The 18,107-nt window shown below is 35.6% G+C and carries 17 protein-coding genes; all 17 read right to left on the bottom strand.

Going from position 1 to position 18,107, the window contains the following annotated elements:
* Positions 1-3 precede the first annotated feature (3 nt).
* The 17 genes from trpC to AABL87_RS03050 all read right to left on the bottom strand — a co-directional run bounded on the left by trpC (position 4) and on the right by AABL87_RS03050 (position 18,090).
* On the bottom strand, positions 4-792 hold the full coding sequence (gene trpC, locus AABL87_RS02970) for an indole-3-glycerol phosphate synthase TrpC (RefSeq protein WP_341276926.1): 789 nt from the start codon (positions 790-792) through the stop codon (positions 4-6).
* Positions 789-1,781: an anthranilate phosphoribosyltransferase gene (trpD, locus tag AABL87_RS02975; RefSeq protein ID WP_006257711.1), complete on the bottom strand. Its 993-nt coding sequence runs from the start codon at positions 1,779-1,781 to the stop codon at positions 789-791. The genes trpC and trpD overlap by 4 nt, the downstream gene beginning before the upstream one ends.
* 4 nt (positions 1,782-1,785) lie before the next feature.
* Positions 1,786-2,346, bottom strand: a complete 561-nt coding sequence (locus AABL87_RS02980) for an anthranilate synthase component II (RefSeq protein WP_006257710.1) — start codon at positions 2,344-2,346, stop codon at positions 1,786-1,788.
* Between the two features lie 3 nt (positions 2,347-2,349).
* A complete protein-coding gene (locus AABL87_RS02985; protein WP_006257709.1) occupies positions 2,350-3,735 on the bottom strand; it encodes an anthranilate synthase component I family protein in 1,386 nt (461 codons plus the stop codon).
* Between the two features lie 268 nt (positions 3,736-4,003).
* Complete coding sequence (locus AABL87_RS02990) at positions 4,004-4,969, bottom strand: carbohydrate kinase family protein (RefSeq protein ID WP_006257707.1); 966 nt, start codon at positions 4,967-4,969, stop codon at positions 4,004-4,006.
* A gap of 435 nt (positions 4,970-5,404) precedes the next feature.
* Entirely contained in the window at positions 5,405-6,190 is a 786-nt protein-coding gene (locus AABL87_RS02995) for a lipopolysaccharide kinase InaA family protein (protein WP_006257706.1), read from the bottom strand.
* A 493-nt stretch (positions 6,191-6,683) separates the two neighbouring features.
* The gene (locus AABL87_RS03000; protein ID WP_006257704.1) at positions 6,684-8,057 is read right to left on the bottom strand and encodes an NADH-quinone oxidoreductase subunit N; all 1,374 of its coding nucleotides are present in this window, start codon (positions 8,055-8,057) and stop codon (positions 6,684-6,686) included.
* A gap of 54 nt (positions 8,058-8,111) precedes the next feature.
* Complete coding sequence (locus AABL87_RS03005; RefSeq protein ID WP_006257703.1) at positions 8,112-9,545, bottom strand: complex I subunit 4 family protein; 1,434 nt, start codon at positions 9,543-9,545, stop codon at positions 8,112-8,114.
* Positions 9,546-9,554: 9 nt separating this feature from the next.
* The gene (gene nuoL / locus AABL87_RS03010; protein ID WP_006266143.1) at positions 9,555-11,447 is read right to left on the bottom strand and encodes an NADH-quinone oxidoreductase subunit L; all 1,893 of its coding nucleotides are present in this window, start codon (positions 11,445-11,447) and stop codon (positions 9,555-9,557) included.
* A 6-nt stretch (positions 11,448-11,453) separates the two neighbouring features.
* Complete coding sequence (nuoK, locus tag AABL87_RS03015; protein WP_006257701.1) at positions 11,454-11,774, bottom strand: NADH-quinone oxidoreductase subunit NuoK; 321 nt, start codon at positions 11,772-11,774, stop codon at positions 11,454-11,456.
* A gap of 2 nt (positions 11,775-11,776) precedes the next feature.
* Entirely contained in the window at positions 11,777-12,292 is a 516-nt protein-coding gene (locus tag AABL87_RS03020) for an NADH-quinone oxidoreductase subunit J family protein (RefSeq protein WP_006257700.1), read from the bottom strand.
* 2 nt (positions 12,293-12,294) lie between these two features.
* Positions 12,295-12,840, bottom strand: coding sequence for a NuoI/complex I 23 kDa subunit family protein (locus AABL87_RS03025; RefSeq protein ID WP_006257699.1), 546 nt, complete (start codon positions 12,838-12,840; stop codon positions 12,295-12,297).
* Positions 12,841-12,842: 2 nt separating this feature from the next.
* A complete protein-coding gene (gene nuoH, locus AABL87_RS03030; RefSeq protein WP_006257697.1) occupies positions 12,843-13,877 on the bottom strand; it encodes an NADH-quinone oxidoreductase subunit NuoH in 1,035 nt (344 codons plus the stop codon).
* A 12-nt stretch (positions 13,878-13,889) separates the two neighbouring features.
* On the bottom strand, positions 13,890-14,915 hold the full coding sequence (locus tag AABL87_RS03035; RefSeq protein WP_006257696.1) for a 2Fe-2S iron-sulfur cluster-binding protein: 1,026 nt from the start codon (positions 14,913-14,915) through the stop codon (positions 13,890-13,892).
* A 41-nt stretch (positions 14,916-14,956) separates the two neighbouring features.
* Positions 14,957-16,315 (bottom strand): NADH-quinone oxidoreductase subunit NuoF, encoded by a 1,359-nt coding sequence (gene nuoF / locus AABL87_RS03040; RefSeq protein ID WP_071307107.1) that lies wholly within the window; start codon positions 16,313-16,315, stop codon positions 14,957-14,959.
* A gap of 4 nt (positions 16,316-16,319) precedes the next feature.
* Positions 16,320-16,850 (bottom strand): NADH-quinone oxidoreductase subunit NuoE family protein, encoded by a 531-nt coding sequence (locus AABL87_RS03045; protein WP_006257694.1) that lies wholly within the window; start codon positions 16,848-16,850, stop codon positions 16,320-16,322.
* 4 nt (positions 16,851-16,854) lie between these two features.
* The gene (locus AABL87_RS03050) at positions 16,855-18,090 is read right to left on the bottom strand and encodes an NADH-quinone oxidoreductase subunit D (protein WP_006257693.1); all 1,236 of its coding nucleotides are present in this window, start codon (positions 18,088-18,090) and stop codon (positions 16,855-16,857) included.
* Between the last annotated feature and the right edge of the window lie 17 nt (positions 18,091-18,107).

Below are 18,107 nucleotides of genomic sequence, written 5' to 3' on the forward strand. Positions count from 1 at the left end.
TGTTTATACTTTAATCTCTTGTTGTAATAGCCTTAATTGTTCAGTAGGATTAGCCATCTTCATAAAGTATTCTCCCATTAAGAACCCTGAGAATCCATTGTCAGCTAATTCTAATAACGTAGCGGCATTCTGTATACCACTTTCTGCTATCTTCACTGCCTGCTGAGGTAATAGATTAGCTAGAGCGATACTGTGCTGAATATTTACCTCAAAGGTGTTTAGATCTCTATTATTTATCCCGATGAGGTCAAACTCAGTATGTAAATGATCTCGTATTTCTTGTTCAGTATGTGTCTCTAGCAATACTTGTAAGCCAAGCTGATGTGCATAATCAGTCAATACTTTGACACGCTCTATAGGAAGCATCTTAGCAATCAATAGAATGGCGTCTGCACCTATCGCTTTAGCTTCTTCTATCTGGTACTCGTCTAGGATAAAGTCTTTTTGTAATAGAGGCAGGTTTACCGAAGTACGAGCGTTAGCAAAGTCAGTGGGTAGAGCACCGAAGAATTGACTGTCATTTAGAATAGATAAAGCCGCTGCTCCATTCGCTTCATATCCTTTTACTATCTCAGTGATATTCGCGTTGGGATGAATGATTCCTTTAGAAGGAGACTGTCTTTTAAACTCTGCGATGATGGCTCTGTTGTTTTTAGCCGTGATACAAGCTTTAAAATCAATCGGTGTTCTGTTGTATAATGGAGTATTTCTTAGTTCAGCAATACTCTTTATAGTCTTGCGTTGGGCTACTTCTATCCGTTTATGTGCCTTTATTTGTTCTAATATCTTCATCTCAATTCTTTTAGTATTTCAAACTTATCTTTTGCTTTTCCTCCTAGTAGAGACTCTTCTGCTCTTGCTTTTGCCTCTAAGATGCTTAGTTCAGGATAGTAGGTATTAATAGCTAAAGCGCTATTAGCAAGGACTACATTATTCTGAGCAGGAGTACCTTTACCTTTAAGTATTTGCCAGAAGATATACGCCGACTCTTCTACTGTTTTTCCTCCTTTGATATCTTCTTCACGGATGACAGGACTATTAAAGTAAGAAGCGTCTATTAGTTTCTCTTCTTTGTTATTGACTAGCTTAGCTGATTTAGTCAAGCTACATTCATCATAGCCGTCTAAGGCATGTATAATGCTGTACTGTGTATTCTCTGCCTGCAAGAAGTATTTATACATTCTCAACAGCTCAAGGTTAAACAGACCTACTAGTTGTACCTTAGGCTGAGCAGGATTAGTCAATGGGCCAAGCATATTAAAGAACGTCTTCACTCCAAGTGCTTTTCTCACAGGAGCGATTCTCTTCATGGCAGGGTGAAATAAAGGCGCGTGTAGAAAACAGATATTTGCTTCAGCTAATTGTTCTTTTAGCTCTGCTTCTGTGCTTTTAAAATGAATACCTAAGTTCTCCATCACACTAGAAGACCCTGAGATAGATGATACTCCATAGTTACCATGTTTAGCTACAGGTACACCTGCTCCAGCTGTCACAAAGGATGACAGTGTAGATATATTAAAAGTGTCTTTTCCGTCTCCTCCTGTACCACATAAGTCCATAGGGTTATAAGCTGACAGATCAACTTTATTAGCAAGCTGTAACATTCCTTCTCGGAAGCCTCTTAGCTCATCTAATATGATGGGTCTCATGATAAATGTAGTCAGTAGAGAAGCCATCTGAGCGTCTGTGTACTTATCATTAGCCATGTTGATAACTATCTCTTTGGCTTGTTCTGTAGTAAGTGTTTTATGTTGTATTAAGTGATTTAATATCTCTTTCATAGCATTAGTTTTTAATCCAATTTTTAATTATCTCTTTCCCATAAGTAGTCAATATCGATTCTGGGTGAAATTGTACTCCTCTAACATTAAGTGTTCGATGCTTCACCGCCATGATATTTTGTTGCTCGTCATAGGCTGTTATCGCTAGTTCACTATTACTTTCTTCTATTACCCATGAGTGATAGTGTGCGATAGGGGAGTGATCTGGCATAGACTGGAATATATCATCAGGTGCAGCTAGCTGTATAGGTGATGATATTCCGTGTAGTGGAGTCTCTAATCTCTTTAGTTGGTGACCATAGTACTCACCTATAGCCTGATGTCCTAAGCAGATACCTAATATGTCTTTATGGTCAGCAGCGTAGGCTATCACGTCCATTAGTTTTCCTGCTTCTGATGGAATACCTGGCCCTGGCGAAAGGATAATCTTATCGTACTGATCTATTTGCTCAAGTTCGATCTTATCATTCTTGATGATATCTATTGTTTCTACTCCTAGTTCTTTTAAGATGTGTATCACATTGTAGATAAAGGAATCATAGTTGTCGATTACTAATACTTTCATAACTTATATGTTTTGGGCTTCACGGATAGCTAGAGTGATAGCACTTAGTTTGTTTTCTATTTCTTTTAATTCTGATAAGTCATCTGACTTGGTCACAATACCACATCCTGCCTGATAGTGTAACTCATTCTGATAACTCAGAGCTGATCGGATAAAGATGGCATGGTTAATTTCTCCATCTAAGGTGATAAAGCCTATCGTACCTCCATAGAACCCTCGACTCTCTGGTTCGTATTGATCTATTAGTTCCATGGCTCTGTGCTTAGGCGCTCCTGATAGTGTCCCTGTAGGGAAGGTGTTGGCGAATACATTAAGGCTATCTTTTTGCATATCTATAGTAGCACTGACTTTAGACACTAGATGGATGACATGAGAGTATTGTTCTACCGTTTTATACTCTTCTACTGTGACCTCTGTTCCTGTGATACTTAGGTCATTTCTAGCCAAGTCTACTAGCATGATATGTTCTGCATTCTCTTTAGGGTCATTAAGTAACTGCTGTGTTAGTATCTCGTTCTGAGCCTTGTCTTCTGTTTTTCTAAATGTGCCTGCTATTGGATTGACATACGCTTTATTCTCCTTAACTACTACCTGGGCTTCAGGAGATGAACCGAATATCTTAAATGCTCCATAGTCAAAGTAGAATAGGTAAGGAGAAGGGTTAATAGAACGAAGAGCTCTATATACATTAAACTCATCTCCCGTAAACTGCTGCTTATACTTACGTGAGAGTACTAGCTGGAATACATCTCCTCTATAGCAGTGCTCTTTTCCTTTTTTTATAATCTCTAGAAACTCTTCATCTGTGTAAGGTGTCTTTGGAGCATCTACCGTTTTGAAAGGGTAGGGAGTAATGCTATTGGTGTTTAGATAGGCATGTATTTTATTCAATTGACTTTCTTCTCCTGTACGAGTGTATTCTACTAAGTGCATTTCATTTTTATAGTGATCATATACTATGACATATTTAAAGAAATGGTATTGCATTAAAGGAATGCTTGTATCAGTAGCCTTAAACTGTATATCATGTACTAATGGGATACTGTCATAGCTCGTATATCCATAGATACCTGCCTTTAAGTAATCATAGTGATTAGCGTTTTCTACCTTGATCTCTTTGATAAATAATTGTAACTGATCTAGTACATTGATATCAGCTGTAGTATGTGTAGTCGTGTTCTCTAAGGTCTGTACTGTAGTCGTATCTGCAGTAACGATATAAGACATCATCGGGTCAAAACAGATGTATGAACAACTGTTCTCTCTAGAGTGGTTACTAGAGTTTTCTAATAAGAAGCTATTAGAGAATTTATCTCTTAGTTTGAGGTATATTTCGATAGGAGTGTATAGGTCTCCAAGTATTTTTTTGTGATTGATGTGAAGTTTCATTTCTTGTAATTATTTGAGTTTAAAGCAAAAAAAAGCCTGCTAGGGGTTCCTAGCAGGCTTTATCTATATAATATGTGTATATAATTCTATCTATAACTAATCACAACTTAAATACATAGTACGACCAACCGAACCCTGATAGGATTTAGCTAGCCACCACCAATTAGTATTTAAAAATTGTGTATTCATTTTCGTCTTTTGTTATAGGTGCTAAATTATACTTTTTTTTAATATCAAAGTGTTTTTTTTCAAAAAAGCTCTTATTCTTTTATTTTTCAGGTGTTTTCAGGGCTTCTAAGATGTTTTTACTCGTAATTAATTCATCTTTAAAGATCGTTTCATAATAAAAAATGTCAAAATCTTCTCTTTCGTACTCCGGATTAGCACCTGTATGTGATGTAACAAAAGCACCTAGTGATGCTGCTGTTTTAATAATCTGAATAGGATCATGCCCGTTCAACTTAGCTGCTAAGAAACCTGCAAGATATGAATCTCCACTACCTACCGTATCTCTAATAACGATATCTACTGCAGGATAGCTATAAAGCATCTCTTTGTTTAAATAAAGTCCTCCCTTATCTCCTTTAGAAATGATAATCTCATCACAGTCAAAGTGTTTTTGAACAAACTTAATAGCATCTTCTTCTGATGTATAAGGTTCTTCTAAGTATTCTAAGATTTCTTTTAGTTCAAACTTATTCATCTTTAGTAGATCTGCTTTATGCATGAGCTCTACTACGAACTCTAATTCATAATGAGGAGGTCTAAGATTGACATCGTACACTTTATACTTCGCTACATCTAGCAGTTTATGCAGTGTCTCTCTAGTATGAGGAGTTCTACTCGCTAAAGTACCGAATACAAAGGCATCTGACTGCGCTACTAGATCACTATCTTCTTGCTTAAAGTCGATAAAGTCCCAAGCACTATCCTTTAAAAATTCATAACTCGCTTCATTGTGGTCATCGAATGTAGCGAATACTGTACCTGTCTTTTTGGTAGTATCTGTCTGTATGTAGGATGTGCATGCACCTACTTCTTTTAGTCTAGAAATAATTTTTTGACCAGCGTCATCTGTACCTAATTTGGTAATAATGTGTGAGTTTATTCCCATCTTATGTAGGTGATAAGCTACATTTAAGGGCGCTCCGCCGATCTTCTTATACGTTGGGAAGATGTCCCAAAGTATTTCACCAAAACAAACTACTATAGGAGAATGTGTATTATCTGACATAAAGGATAGTTCTTATATATAATTAGACTTTACTAAGGTACAAAAATCTTTGTTGAAGATAAATAACGCTATAAATATTCCGTTTAGTATTTGTTTAATATGGATGTTGTTGGACTTAAGTGAAAACAGTTGTTTTTAGAAGTTCTATTGATGAGGTTTTAGATAGTAGATGCTTCGGGTAGAGATAGGGTGTGCTTTTGAAAACAAGGATTGAACCCGTGTATATACTGGTTGTTTCCGAATGGCTTCCGAAGGATTTGTCTTGTTATTGTTTTAATAATCTGATAAGTAGTTGTTTAAGTGTTTTTAGATGGTGCATTTTTGGGCAAAAAGAGCAAAGGAGAGCAATAAGGGCATAAGGAGGCATTATAAGGCAAGTAATAGCGTAAGGGATATAAAAAAACACCTCTAGACGATGCTGAGGTGTTTTAAATGCTATTGATAATACATTTTCTTTACTTTGTTCTTAATGGCTTTCTTTTTATAAAACCTGTATTGAAACTTGATAGTCTCTAACCAAAGTTTTATAAACACATCACGTGAGCTCTTACCAATAAGCTCAGCATAATGGGTAGCCATCTTCTCGATATCTTGAATGTTTGTAGTCAAGTGTGACAAGTTTTTCATTCGATGTGAGAAACTCATTTCTTGATCAAACTTCATTCTGTTGATATCTACTAGATAAAATTCATGCGAACCATCTTCTCTTACTTTTATCAAAGTGTTACCTGGTGAATGGTCTAAGAAATTAATACCATTCTCGTGTAATTTAAAAGAGAATTCAACGAACTCCTCAAGGACTCTCTCCCTGTTAGGACAATCTTGGTTTTGTGCTAGATCTCTATAAGTGATATCTGTATCAATAAATTCTGATATGTAGTATGAGTTTCTTAATGCGCCTTTAGAGACGTATTCAAAATAAGCAATCGAATGTGGAGCATTGATTCCTAGATTGTGTAATCTTTCAGCGTTTTCAAATGATCTCAGACCTTTAGACTTACGTATATTTCGGTATACATATCTATTGATAAGATTAGGTTTCTTAAAGGATTTAATAGCAACCTTCTGACCAGTAGATAGCTCTACAAGCTTGATACTATTTCTAGTTCCTTTAGCGATATAAGTATCTATTTCGTCATAGGCTTCAATGATTTCCGTTAGTTCCTTTTTAAGGTTTTGATATTGAGTGTGTATTATCGCATTTACTTTCAACTTCTTCATATAAAAAGTAATTACAATTAAGCACTAAAGATAAAGAATGCTTAGGAAACGAAATTATTAAACTAAAGGAGTTAAATTGTTGTATTTCAGTGTGTTGATTTGTATTTATGTTTGTTTTATGAAGGATTTAGCATTTGTTTTTTTTGTGCTTTTTAACTATTTTAATGCTTATAATGAGATATTGCTAGTGATAAGTTTTATTAAGTCTAGATAATTGTCACAAGTGCTGATTTAGAATAAAATAAACGTGATAAAATGCGAGTTTTTTTAGTTTTTTGAAGTTATACGGAATTAGATAGAAATGTCTTAAAAAGATATGCTTTTTAAAATTAAATGTCTTTTAAATGAAAATTAAACAAAATAATGATCACTTATATTTTAGAGGTTTTCGGTTGTATCACACTGATTGTGATGTGGGTTATAAAAAAAGGTGGCGTTTTATTAATAAAACGCCACCTTTAGGGTAATCTATCGAGTTGTTATTTATTTTGTTCTAATTGAATAGGTTTAAAAGTATCGATGGACATAGACCAATAACGATGTTAATAACGATGGCTGTAACCCCAACGATCTTATAAGTTAACGGTACTTGGATGTGCTCTGTATCTTCTTCTGTAGAAGCGTACATACCAATGATTACTTTTAGATAGTAATAGATACTGATAAATGAGTTAATCACCCCGAAGATAACTAATGCTATAAATCCATTACTTATCGCCTGTGAGAATAAGAAGAACTTACCAAAGAATCCTGCAAAAATAGGTATACCTCCCATAGATAATAACGCTACAGAAAGGATAATAGCAAGAAGAGGATTCTTCTTCGCTAACCCATTGAAGTTAGATATTTGTTCGTTTTCTTTATTCTTTGTCACGATGATTAATACTGTGAATGCTGCTATACCTGCTACAGCATACGCTGATGCATAGTAGAATAGGTTAGCTGATGCTGTACCTAATGCTGTAAGTGCCATCATCATAAATCCAGCATGTGATATACCAGAGTATGCTAATAGACGCTTCATATTATCTTGACGGATAGCCATGATATTACCTACCGTCATCGTTAGAATAGCGATTACTACGATTACGTTGATATATTGACTTGGCATATCTACTAATAAGTACATGCTTAGTCTGTATAGCGTAGCTACAGCAGCTACTTTAACTAATGTACTCATCAGTGCTGTCGTAAGACTAGGTGCTCCTTGGTACACGTCTGGTGCCCAGAAGTGGAATGGAACAGCTGCTATCTTAAATAACATACCTATGATAATCATCGTAGTTCCTAGTGCATACCATATCGGTAATGATCCTGCTAGTGCTACTTCTTTTATTCTAACTACATCAAACGACCCTGTAGCCCCATAGATTAAAGCAATACCGAATAATACTACTCCTGAAGCGAATGATCCTAAAAGGAAATACTTCATCGCAGCTTCGTTACTCTTAATGTTCTTGCGATCTGTACCACATAAGATGTATAATGTGATAGAAAGGATCTCAAGTCCTAGGAAGAACATAGCCATATTACCAAAGCTTACCATACATATCGCTCCCATTAAAAGGAAAAGTTTTAATGAGATATAGTCTGATATCTTTGAGAATTCTGTTTTATAAAAATCTTTACTTAATGCTACTAAGAAAATAGTTAAGGCTATAAATAAAGATGAAAATGCGGTAGAAAATTTAGTGCTCACAAACATATTGTTATAATATGCTTGTACCACATCAATATTGCATACAGTATATCCCAAGATACCTAGTAATCCTAAAAGTGTCGCAGGAATGACTACTTTGCGCAAATTGATGATTTCTAGTACAAGTACTAAAACCGCTAATACTCCAATTGCTATTAATGTATTCATTTGTTTTATTTTGGAATTAAATTCATCAGTTATGTACTGACTCCTTACTATTTATTACTTAATATAAGACATTATTTCAACCAAACTAGGTGTGATCAAGTCAGATAATGGCTGTGGGAATATTCCGAAGAATATAACAGCTACTGCTAATACGCCTAAGATCACTACTTCTTTAGTATTTACATCAGCGAATACTTTAGTATTAGTTTCTCCTAACATCGACTTTTGGAACATTCTAAGCATATAGAATGCACCTAAGATAATAGAGGTACCCCCAATGATAGCATACCATATATTCACTTGTGATAATCCTAAAAGCAAGTTGAATTCTCCAATGAAACTGAATGTTCCTGGTAATCCTATTGAAGCAAACATTAAGATCATGAATAATGAAGCGAATTTAGGAGCTTGTTGTCTAATACCTCCCATTTCACCAATCATTCTAGTCTGGTAACGTTTGTAAATAATCTCTGCTACGTAGAATAAACCTACGATAACGAATCCGTGTGCTATCATTTGTAAAACAGCTCCTCTTAATCCGTCTAATGTCAATGAATATGCTCCTGCTGCAATAAGACCTACGTGAGCTAATGAAGAATATGCAAAGAATCTTTTGATATTCGATTGTTTTAATGCTACGATAGAACCATATACTACACCAATGATACACAGTACTAAGATAGTAGGCATTACCTCTTTCGCTGCTATAGGAGAGATCGGTAATTGCCAACGGATGATAGAGTATAACCCCATCTTAAGCATGATACCAGCTAATAACATTGTTCCTACTGTAGGCGCTTTCTCATAAGTAGAAGCCTGCCATGTGTGGAATGGGAATACAGGAATCTTAATCGCATAAGCAATGAAGAATGCTAAGAAGATCCAGTACTGTTCTGTAGCTGATAGTTTAGCATTATACAGGTCAATTAGCATAAAGCTACCAGCACGTTGGTATAGATAGATAAAACCAACTAACATGAATAATGAACCTGCAAATGTGTAAATAAAGAATTTAAAGATTGCTTTCTTACGTGCTTCGAAACTGTCATTACCCCATAATAAAGCAATGAAGTAAATAGGTAGTAATGATAACTCCCAGAAGATGTAATATAAGAATCCATCAGATGCTAAGAATGTTCCTGTCATAGCGAATGACATAAACATTACTAATGCATAGAATGCATTAGATTTCTCTATGTGATCTCCTAATGATGATAATATAATCACAGGAGTTAATGCTGTCGTTAATAAAACTAAAGCTAATCCTAAACCATCTGCTTTAAAGGCTAAATGAATATTAGGGTTAGTCATCCATTGCGTTACATATCCTGTGTCAACCCCAGAATTATGTGAACAGATTAGAACTAAAGTTTCTACAAAAGCAACTAGTCCGAATAACAAGGCTACTTTAGCAGCTGATTGTTTACCTACGAAGTAGGTCGCTATAGCTCCGACTAATAACGTTAATAATAATATAGTTACGTTCATCTCTCTAAGTTATCTTGCAATGAATAAATAATATAAAATCAAACAGATTCCGAATACGAAAGCAAATAAGTACAATCCGATATTACCGTTTTGAGCTTTTTTACCTTGTAGAGATAATCCGTCTGCTATCTTTCCTAAACCAAATATAGTTCCTGATAAAGCTACTTCTACTACATCTCTTAAGAATGTAGCTAGTGTGTAGATAGGGTTTACAATTACTTTTTGATAGATTTCATCAATGTAGTATTTGTTGTAAAGTACTTTATGGAAACCAACGATTTGCTCGTCTTCTTGAGGTACTTCATTTTTACTAATATATTTAGAATAAGCAAGACCTAATCCGATTAAGAAACCAATAGTAGCAACCCCCATTAAGATATATTCTAATGTACCTAGTTCGTGACTGTGTTTAGTCACTGTATTTACGATAACAGGTTTAAGATATTCGTTTAACCAAGAGTTTCCATTACCTGGTAAGCTGATAAGTCCTCCAACTACAGAAAGTACAGCTAATACTACTAATGGTGTAGTCATAGCAACAGGGCTTTCGTGTAAGTGGTTCTTTTGTTCTTGAGTTCCTCTAAAGTTCTTTTTGAATGTCAAGAAGAATAGACGGAACATATAGAAAGCTGTCATAATAGACGCTAATGAACCAATAATGTATAATACAGTATTGTGTTTAAACGCTGTTAATAAGATCTCATCTTTAGAGAAGAACCCTGAGAAGAATGGGAATCCTGAGATAGCTAATGTAGCGATTAAGAACGTTAAGTAAGTTACTTTCATGAAAGGCTGTAGACCTCCCATTTTACGCATATCTTGTTCTCCGCCCATAGCGTGTATAACAGATCCTGACCCAAGGAATAAACAAGCTTTAAAGAAAGCGTGCGTAATCACGTGGAATACTGCAATCTCATAAGCTCCAAAACCAATAGCCATAAACATTAATCCTAACTGTGATACTGTAGAGTAAGCTAGTACTTTTTTGATATCGTTTTGTACAAGACCAATAGTTGCTGCGAATAAAGCAGTGAATGCTCCAACGATAGCGATTATGTTTTGAATATGAGGTACAAGATCAAATACAAAGTTTAATCTAGTGATTAAGAATATACCTGCAGTTACCATCGTAGCAGCGTGGATTAATGCTGATACAGGAGTTGGTCCTGCCATCGCATCTGGTAACCAAGTGTACAAAGGTATCTGTGCACTCTTACCAACTGCTCCAATGAAAAGAGCTAAAGCAGCATATCCAATCCAAGTATTTACTTGATGGTTAGTTCCGCTTAGAATAGCTTCTTTAATCGTCATATAGTCTAACGACTGGAATAAGAATGCTAAAATGAATACCCCTACTAGGAAACCTAAATCTCCTATACGGTTCATGATAAATGCTTTCTTAGCTGCGTCGTTATATGATTGATTTTTATGCCAGAATCCGATAAGTAAGTATGAACAAAGTCCTACACCTTCCCAACCAATAAATGTGATTAGTAAGTTGCTTCCTGTAACTAATAAAATCATGAAGAAGATAAATAAGTTAAGGTAAGCAAAGAACTTTCCATAGTTCTCATCACCTTTCATATAGCTAGTAGAGTACCAGTGTATCAGCGTACCAATACCTGTAACAAATAATAACCATAACAATGAAAGTTGATCCAATAAGAATCCGAAAGAGATATCAAATCTCGTTGTTGACATCCAATTAAATAAGTCAACTTGTATTGGTTCACCTGTACCGTTTACTTGTACAAATGCTATTACTGTAATAATGAATGAAATTAAAACTGCAAGGGTAGCAATCATTCCAGCACTATTACCTAATTTCTTTCCGAAGAAAATATTAACTAGTGACCCTAATAAAGGAGCCAATAATAAAAGTAAAATTACGTTCGTATCCATGCGGAATTATCCTTTTAAGTTTTTTAATTTATCAATATCAATTGATCCAATATTTCTGTATATCGTTACTAATATCGCTAGTCCTACTGCAACTTCTGCTGCTGCTACCGCCATCGTAAAGAATACGAATACCTGTCCTTGCGCATCTTGATGATATGTAGAAAACGCTACTAATAGCATATTAGCAGAGTTCAACATAATCTCGATACACATAAACATTACAATTGCGTTACGTCTATATAGAATACCAAATACTCCGATGCAGAATAATATGATCGATAAGTAAATGTATCTGTCTATACCAATTATTTCAATTACATTCTCCATAATTATGCTTCTTTATCGGTTTTGTCCTTTTTAGAGATTAGTACTGCACCTATCATAGATAATAATAATAGAACAGCTACCATTTCGAAAGGCATTACGTATTCATTTAATAATACTTTACCTAGTACTTGTACTGATTGGAAGTCTTGTCCATGAGTAGCGTATTGCAATTCATAAGTTTGAGCTCCACGCATAGTAATAGAAAGCAATAATAAACCTACTAAACAGAAAGCTATTGTAGCAACAACTTTAGTGATAAAAGGTTTAGAGACTTCATGGCTTATATTTAAGTTCATTAACATGATTGTAAATAACATTAAAATCATGATAGCACCAGAGTAAACCATAATATGTACCATTCCTAAGAACTGAGAGTTCAATAGAATGTAGTGACCAGCTATTGAAAAGAAACTTACCACTAACCACAAAGCACTATGGATAGGGTTTTTGCTCAATAGGGTAAGTACTGCACTTCCGAGTGTTATAGTCGAAAGAATATAAAATAATATTTCTACCATGATTAAGCTTGATTCTGTTGTTTAGTATTTTCAATTGCTACATCTAGTGGCATAACTAATTTGTCTTTTCCAAAGATGAAGTTCTCACGAGTAACATCTGCTTTAGCAATTTGTTTAGATGTAGTCAAGTAAATTGCTTGTTTTGGACAAGCCTCTTCACATAAACCACAAAATATACAACGAAGCATATTAATCTCGTATATCTCAGCGTATTTCTCCTCGCGATAAAGATGTGCTTCTTCAGGTTTGCGTTCTGCTGCTTTCATTGAAATTGCTTCTGCAGGACATGATAATGCACATAAACCACAAGCTGTACAACGCTCTCTACCTTCGTCATCACGCATTAGCATATGTCTTCCGCGATATACATCACTGAAAGGTCGTTGTTGTTCTGGATAAGCGATAGTCACTTTTTTCTTAAACATGTGTTTTAAGGTAACCATCATTCCTTTGAAGATAGCTACTAAGTAGATCTTCTCTGTCCAAGTCAGCTTCTTATTAGAAACTTCCTTTTTTCTTCCTGATAATGAATAAGTATTTGTCGACATGCTTAACTTTTTACTAGTAAGATTACAATAGCTGTAATCACTAAATTCAACAATGCTAATGGAATTAATGATTTCCATCCTAAGTTCATCAATTGATCATAACGGAAACGTGGTAAAGTCCAACGAACCCACATATAAACAAATATGAAGAAACATATTTTAACGAATAGAGCGAAAATACCTATTACGTTTGCAATATTCACTCCCCAGTTTTCTACAGCCCATGACATACCTGGATAGTTATACGCTCCAAAGTATAGTACAGAGATGATAGCTGATGAGATAAATAAGTTTGCATATTCAGCGAAAAGGAAGAATCCCATCTTCATAGAAGAATATTCTGTGTGGAATCCTCCAATTAGTTCTTGTTCACATTCTGCTAAGTCAAAAGGCGCACGATTAGTTTCAGCAAATGAACAAATCAAGAAGATTAAAAAACCAACTGGTTGGTAGAATACGTTCCAGTTCATTCCTTGTTGTTGTAATGCTATTTCTCGCATGCTTAATGACTGAGTCATTAATAGTAATGATATTAGTGAAAGTCCCATTGCGATTTCATACGAAATCATTTGAGAAGCAGCACGAATACCACTCATTAAAGAGTATTTATTATTTGATGCCCAAGCTCCAATCATGATACCGTATACTCCTACAGAAAGTACTGCGATGATATATAGTAAGCCAACATTTAAGTCAGCAGCTTGTAATATAATATCTCTTCCAAATAAATGAAACTTATCTCCCCAAGGAATAACAGCACTAGTCATTAATGCTAATGTCATCGCCAGGAAAGGTCCAAACTTAAATAAGAATTTATTTGGTGTGTTTGGTTGTGTTTCTTCTTTAGCGAATAGTTTTAAACCATCTGCTAGGGGCTGTAATATACCTCCTTTACCAGCACGGTTAGGACCTAGACGGTCTTGTATCCAGGCAGCAATTTTACGTTCTGCTAACGTGGCATACATCGCCATAAGCATCGTAACTGCAAACACAACTACAATGATAACTGCCTTATCTATAATAATAGTTTTATCCATACTTATGCCGATTTATTCTTTTGATTCATTATCTGTAAAAGGAATTTCCTTCATACTAATTTTAACGCGGTCTTGGTCACGTCCTTCTAAGATATGTTTTTCTGTTTTCATTACTACTTTATCTAATTTCTTAGTGTAGTTGTTTTGATTGATAACAGAGAATTTCTCAAACTTACGTGGTCCTTCAATAACCCAGTCTTTTGTGTCTTTGTGGTCAAAACGACAACTGTTACAGATAAATTCTTCTACTTCGTGGAATTCATCTTTACGAGCTGTTACTCTTTGGATTTCTTCTCCGAACATCCATACTGTTACTTTACCAGAACATGTAGGACAATCTCTATGTGCGTTATAAGGTTTGTTAAACCAAACACGTGATTTAAAGCGGAATGTTTTATCTGTTAATGCTCCTACAGGGCATACATCTATCATGTTTCCAGAGAACTCATTATCAATTGCAGCTGATATATAAGTTGATATTTGTGCGTGATCACCACGTCCACATACACCGTGTACTCTTGCGTCTGTTAGTTGTTCTGCTGTCTTTACACATCTATAGCAAAGGATACAACGATTCATGTGAAGTTGAATATTGTCTCCTATATTTTCAGGAGCGAATGTTCTTTTTTCTTCTTTGAAGCGTTTCTGACCTTTACCATGGTCGAAAGCTAGGTTTTGTAAATCACATTCACCTGCTTGGTCACATACAGGACAGTCAAGAGGGTGGTTGATTAATAAGAATTCAGTAACTGCTTTACGTGCTTCTAGTACTCTTGGAGAAGAAATACTTTTTACCTCCATACCGTCCATAACTCCTGTTTTACAAGAAGCCATTAACTTAGGCATAGGACGTGGATCTGCTTCACTACCTTTAGATACTTCCACTAAACATGCTCTACATTTTCCTCCTGTACCTTCTAGTTTTGAATAATAGCACATTGCAGGAGGTACTGATTCGCCTCCTATCATTCTTGCTGCTTGTAGAATGGATGTCCCTGGTTCTACTTCTATTTCATGTCCGTCTATAGTAACTTTCATAAACTGTGCTTTGTTTAAGCTGAATATTTAGTCAGCGTATATTATTTATTGATCAAGTGTTTTACTGTTGAGAAAGGCTCATTCACATAGTGATTTCTATCTTTAACTTTCTCTGGATATAAAACGTGATATTCAAACTCTTCTCTAAAATGTCTTATGGCTGCAGCTACTGGCCATGCAGCAGCATCTCCTAAAGGACAAATAGTGTTTCCTTCAATATTGCTCTGGATGCTCCATAATAAATCGATGTCATCCATAGTTCCGTTACCTGTCTCTATACGGTGTAATACTTTTTCAAGCCATCCTGTACCTTCACGACATGGAGAACATTGTCCACAACTTTCATGAGCATAGAAACGAGCGAAGTTCCAGGTGTTTCTAACGATACAAGCTGTATCATTATAAACGATGAATCCTCCAGAACCCAACATAGATCCTGTTTCGAATCCTCCATCAGATAACGATTCATACGTCATTAGACGATCTTCACCATTAGCTGTTTTATAGATTAAATGCGCTGGCAAGATAGGCACTGAAGATCCCCCAGGAACTAATGCCTTGATAGGACGATCATCTATCATACCACCGCAGTATTCTTCTGAGTTAATAAATTCGTGAACAGTAATACCCATTTCGATTTCGTATACTCCAGGTTTTTTGATGTGCCCTGAAGCAGAAATAAGTTTTGTACCAGCTGATCTACCTAATCCTAATTTAGAATACGCTTCTCCAGAGTTGTTTACAATCCATGGAACGTTAGCAATAGATTCTACGTTGTTTACCACTGTAGGATTACCCCATAGTCCACTTACAGCAGGGAATGGTGGTTTGATACGAGGATTACCTCTTTTACCTTCTAGTGATTCGATAAGAGCAGTTTCTTCTCCACAGATATATGCACCTGCACCGCAGTGTACATGTAGATCTAATGAATAGTCTGACCCTAAGATATTTTTACCAAGCCATCCAGCAGCATAAGCTTCTTTTATAGCTCTTTCTAATATTTTAAAAACCCACATATATTCTCCACGAATATAGATGTAAGATAGGTTAGCCCCTAAAGCGAAACTTGATGTAATCATTCCTTCTATTAACAAGTGAGGAATATGTTCCATTAAGTAACGGTCTTTAAAAGTACCTGGTTCAGATTCATCCGCATTACAAACTAAGTGTCTTGGTTTGCCTGACTTTTTATCGATGAAACTCCATTTTAATCCTACTGGGAATCCAGCACCTCCACGACCTCTTAAACCAGAAGCTTTTACTTCTTCCGTGATTTCATCAGGAGTCATAGATTTTATAGCTTTCTCTACAGAAGCATAACCACCATTTTCACGGTATACTTCATAAGACTTAATCCCTGGGATATTGATTTTATCTAATAATATTTTTGTTGCCATATTACTATTTGTCGTGAAGAATTACTTTACCAGCTTTACAATCTTCTATGATTTGATCTATTTTTTCTTTTGTCAAGTGTTCTTTATAGAAATCTCCTAATTGCATCATTGGAGCATATCCACAAGCACCTAAACATTGAACACCTGCTATAGAGAACATTCCATCAGGAGTTGTTTCTCCTGGTTTTATGCCTAGCTTTTCACAAGCGTATTCCATCATATCATCAGCACCTCTAATTCCACAACAAGATGTTAAGCAGAATTCGAACATATACTTACCTACCGGTTTTTGGTTGTACATTGTATAGAATGTAACTACCTCGTATACTTCGATAGGAGTTATGTTTAGCATTTCAGCGACTTTGTCCATTAGTTCTGCACTTAACCAGTTGTCATGAGCATCTTGTACCTCATGTAAGACTGGTAATAGCGCTGACTTTCTTTTATCAGCAGGGTAGTGGCTAATCAACTCATCAATGCGTTGTTGCAACTCTGGTGTGATATTTATGTTTTGTTTGTATTTTTTAACTTCCATAATCTTAAGCGTCTAATTCTCCTGCGATAATATTTAAACTTGACAGTGTAATAATAGCATCTGATAGCATACCACCTCTTACGATGTCATTATATGCTTGATAGATGATAAAACAAGGTCTTCTAAAGTGTAAACGATAAGGAGTTCTACTACCATCAGTGATTAAGTAGAAACCTAATTCTCCATTACCACCTTCTACAGGATTGTATAGTTCTGTAACTGGTACAGGTACTTCTCCCATGATTATTTTAAAGTGGTAGATAAGTGCTTCCATATTAGTATAAACATCTTCTTTTGGAGGAAGGTAATAATCTGGTACATCTGCATGGTATGGACCTTCAGGCATTTTGTCTAATGCTTGTCTGATGATTTTTAAACTTTCCCATACTTCAGCATTACGAACGCAGAATCTGTCGTAACAGTCACCACTTGTACCAACTGGAATATCAAAGTCAAAGTCTTCGTAAGAGCAATATGGTGAAGCAATACGTACGTCATAGTCAACTCCTGCCGCTCTTAAGTTTGGACCTGTGAATCCGAAGTTAATAGCTTCTTCAGCAGAGATTCCACCTACACCTATTGTTCTGTCCATAAAGATTCTGTTACGCGTAAGTAACCCTTCAAATTCAGACCAGATTGCAGGGAATTCTCTTAAGAATTCTTCGATTAGTTGGAATACCTTTGGAGACCACTCTCTCTCAAATCCTCCGATTCTTCCCATATTAGTAGTTAAACGTGCACCACTAATTTCTTCGAATATTTCGTATATTTTTTCTCTGTACTGGAATACATATAAGAACCCTGTAAGAGCTCCTGTATCTACACCCATTACTGAGCTACAGATAATGTGGTCAGCTATACGAGCCAATTCCATTACGATAACTCTTAAATATTGAACTCTTTTAGGGATTTCAATACCTAATGCTTTTTCTACAGTTAACCACCAAGCAGTATTGTTGATTGGTGAAGAACAATAGTTTAGACGATCTGTTAATACGTTGATTTGATAAAAAGGTCTGTTCTCAGCTATTTTCTCAAATGCTCTATGTATATATCCTACTGTTCCTTCTCCATCTAGTACTTTCTCTCCATCTAGTAAGATGATATTCTGAAAGATACCATGTGTAGCAGGGTGTGTAGGTCCTAAGTTTAATATCTGTAATTCTGTCCCGTCTTCTTGAAATTTCTCTTCAATAAGTTTAGCATATCGTTGCTCAGGAGGTAATAATAAATCTGACATAGTCTCGTTCCTTTAAG

It is taken from the genome of Myroides sp. C4067 (assembly GCF_038039665.1).
Taxonomy (GTDB): domain Bacteria; phylum Bacteroidota; class Bacteroidia; order Flavobacteriales; family Flavobacteriaceae; genus Flavobacterium; species Flavobacterium odoratimimum.

What these genes read in the sequence shown, in the direction of transcription:
- trpC (WP_341276926.1), bottom strand. Translation starts at nt 792, where the DNA reads ATGAAGATATTAGAACAAATAAAGGCACATAAACGGATAGAAGTAGCC.
- trpD (WP_006257711.1), bottom strand. Translation starts at nt 1,781, where the DNA reads ATGAAAGAGATATTAAATCACTTAATACAACATAAAACACTTACTACA.
- AABL87_RS02980 (WP_006257710.1), bottom strand. Translation starts at nt 2,346, where the DNA reads ATGAAAGTATTAGTAATCGACAACTATGATTCCTTTATCTACAATGTG.
- AABL87_RS02985 (WP_006257709.1), bottom strand. Translation starts at nt 3,735, where the DNA reads ATGAAACTTCACATCAATCACAAAAAAATACTTGGAGACCTATACACT.
- AABL87_RS02990 (WP_006257707.1), bottom strand. Translation starts at nt 4,969, where the DNA reads ATGTCAGATAATACACATTCTCCTATAGTAGTTTGTTTTGGTGAAATA.
- AABL87_RS02995 (WP_006257706.1), bottom strand. Translation starts at nt 6,190, where the DNA reads ATGAAGAAGTTGAAAGTAAATGCGATAATACACACTCAATATCAAAAC.
- AABL87_RS03000 (WP_006257704.1), bottom strand. Translation starts at nt 8,057, where the DNA reads ATGAATACATTAATAGCAATTGGAGTATTAGCGGTTTTAGTACTTGTA.
- AABL87_RS03005 (WP_006257703.1), bottom strand. Translation starts at nt 9,545, where the DNA reads ATGAACGTAACTATATTATTATTAACGTTATTAGTCGGAGCTATAGCG.
- nuoL (WP_006266143.1), bottom strand. Translation starts at nt 11,447, where the DNA reads ATGGATACGAACGTAATTTTACTTTTATTATTGGCTCCTTTATTAGGG.
- nuoK (WP_006257701.1), bottom strand. Translation starts at nt 11,774, where the DNA reads ATGGAGAATGTAATTGAAATAATTGGTATAGACAGATACATTTACTTA.
- AABL87_RS03020 (WP_006257700.1), bottom strand. Translation starts at nt 12,292, where the DNA reads ATGGTAGAAATATTATTTTATATTCTTTCGACTATAACACTCGGAAGT.
- AABL87_RS03025 (WP_006257699.1), bottom strand. Translation starts at nt 12,840, where the DNA reads ATGTCGACAAATACTTATTCATTATCAGGAAGAAAAAAGGAAGTTTCT.
- nuoH (WP_006257697.1), bottom strand. Translation starts at nt 13,877, where the DNA reads ATGGATAAAACTATTATTATAGATAAGGCAGTTATCATTGTAGTTGTG.
- AABL87_RS03035 (WP_006257696.1), bottom strand. Translation starts at nt 14,915, where the DNA reads ATGAAAGTTACTATAGACGGACATGAAATAGAAGTAGAACCAGGGACA.
- nuoF (WP_071307107.1), bottom strand. Translation starts at nt 16,315, where the DNA reads ATGGCAACAAAAATATTATTAGATAAAATCAATATCCCAGGGATTAAG.
- AABL87_RS03045 (WP_006257694.1), bottom strand. Translation starts at nt 16,850, where the DNA reads ATGGAAGTTAAAAAATACAAACAAAACATAAATATCACACCAGAGTTG.
- AABL87_RS03050 (WP_006257693.1), bottom strand. Translation starts at nt 18,090, where the DNA reads ATGTCAGATTTATTATTACCTCCTGAGCAACGATATGCTAAACTTATT.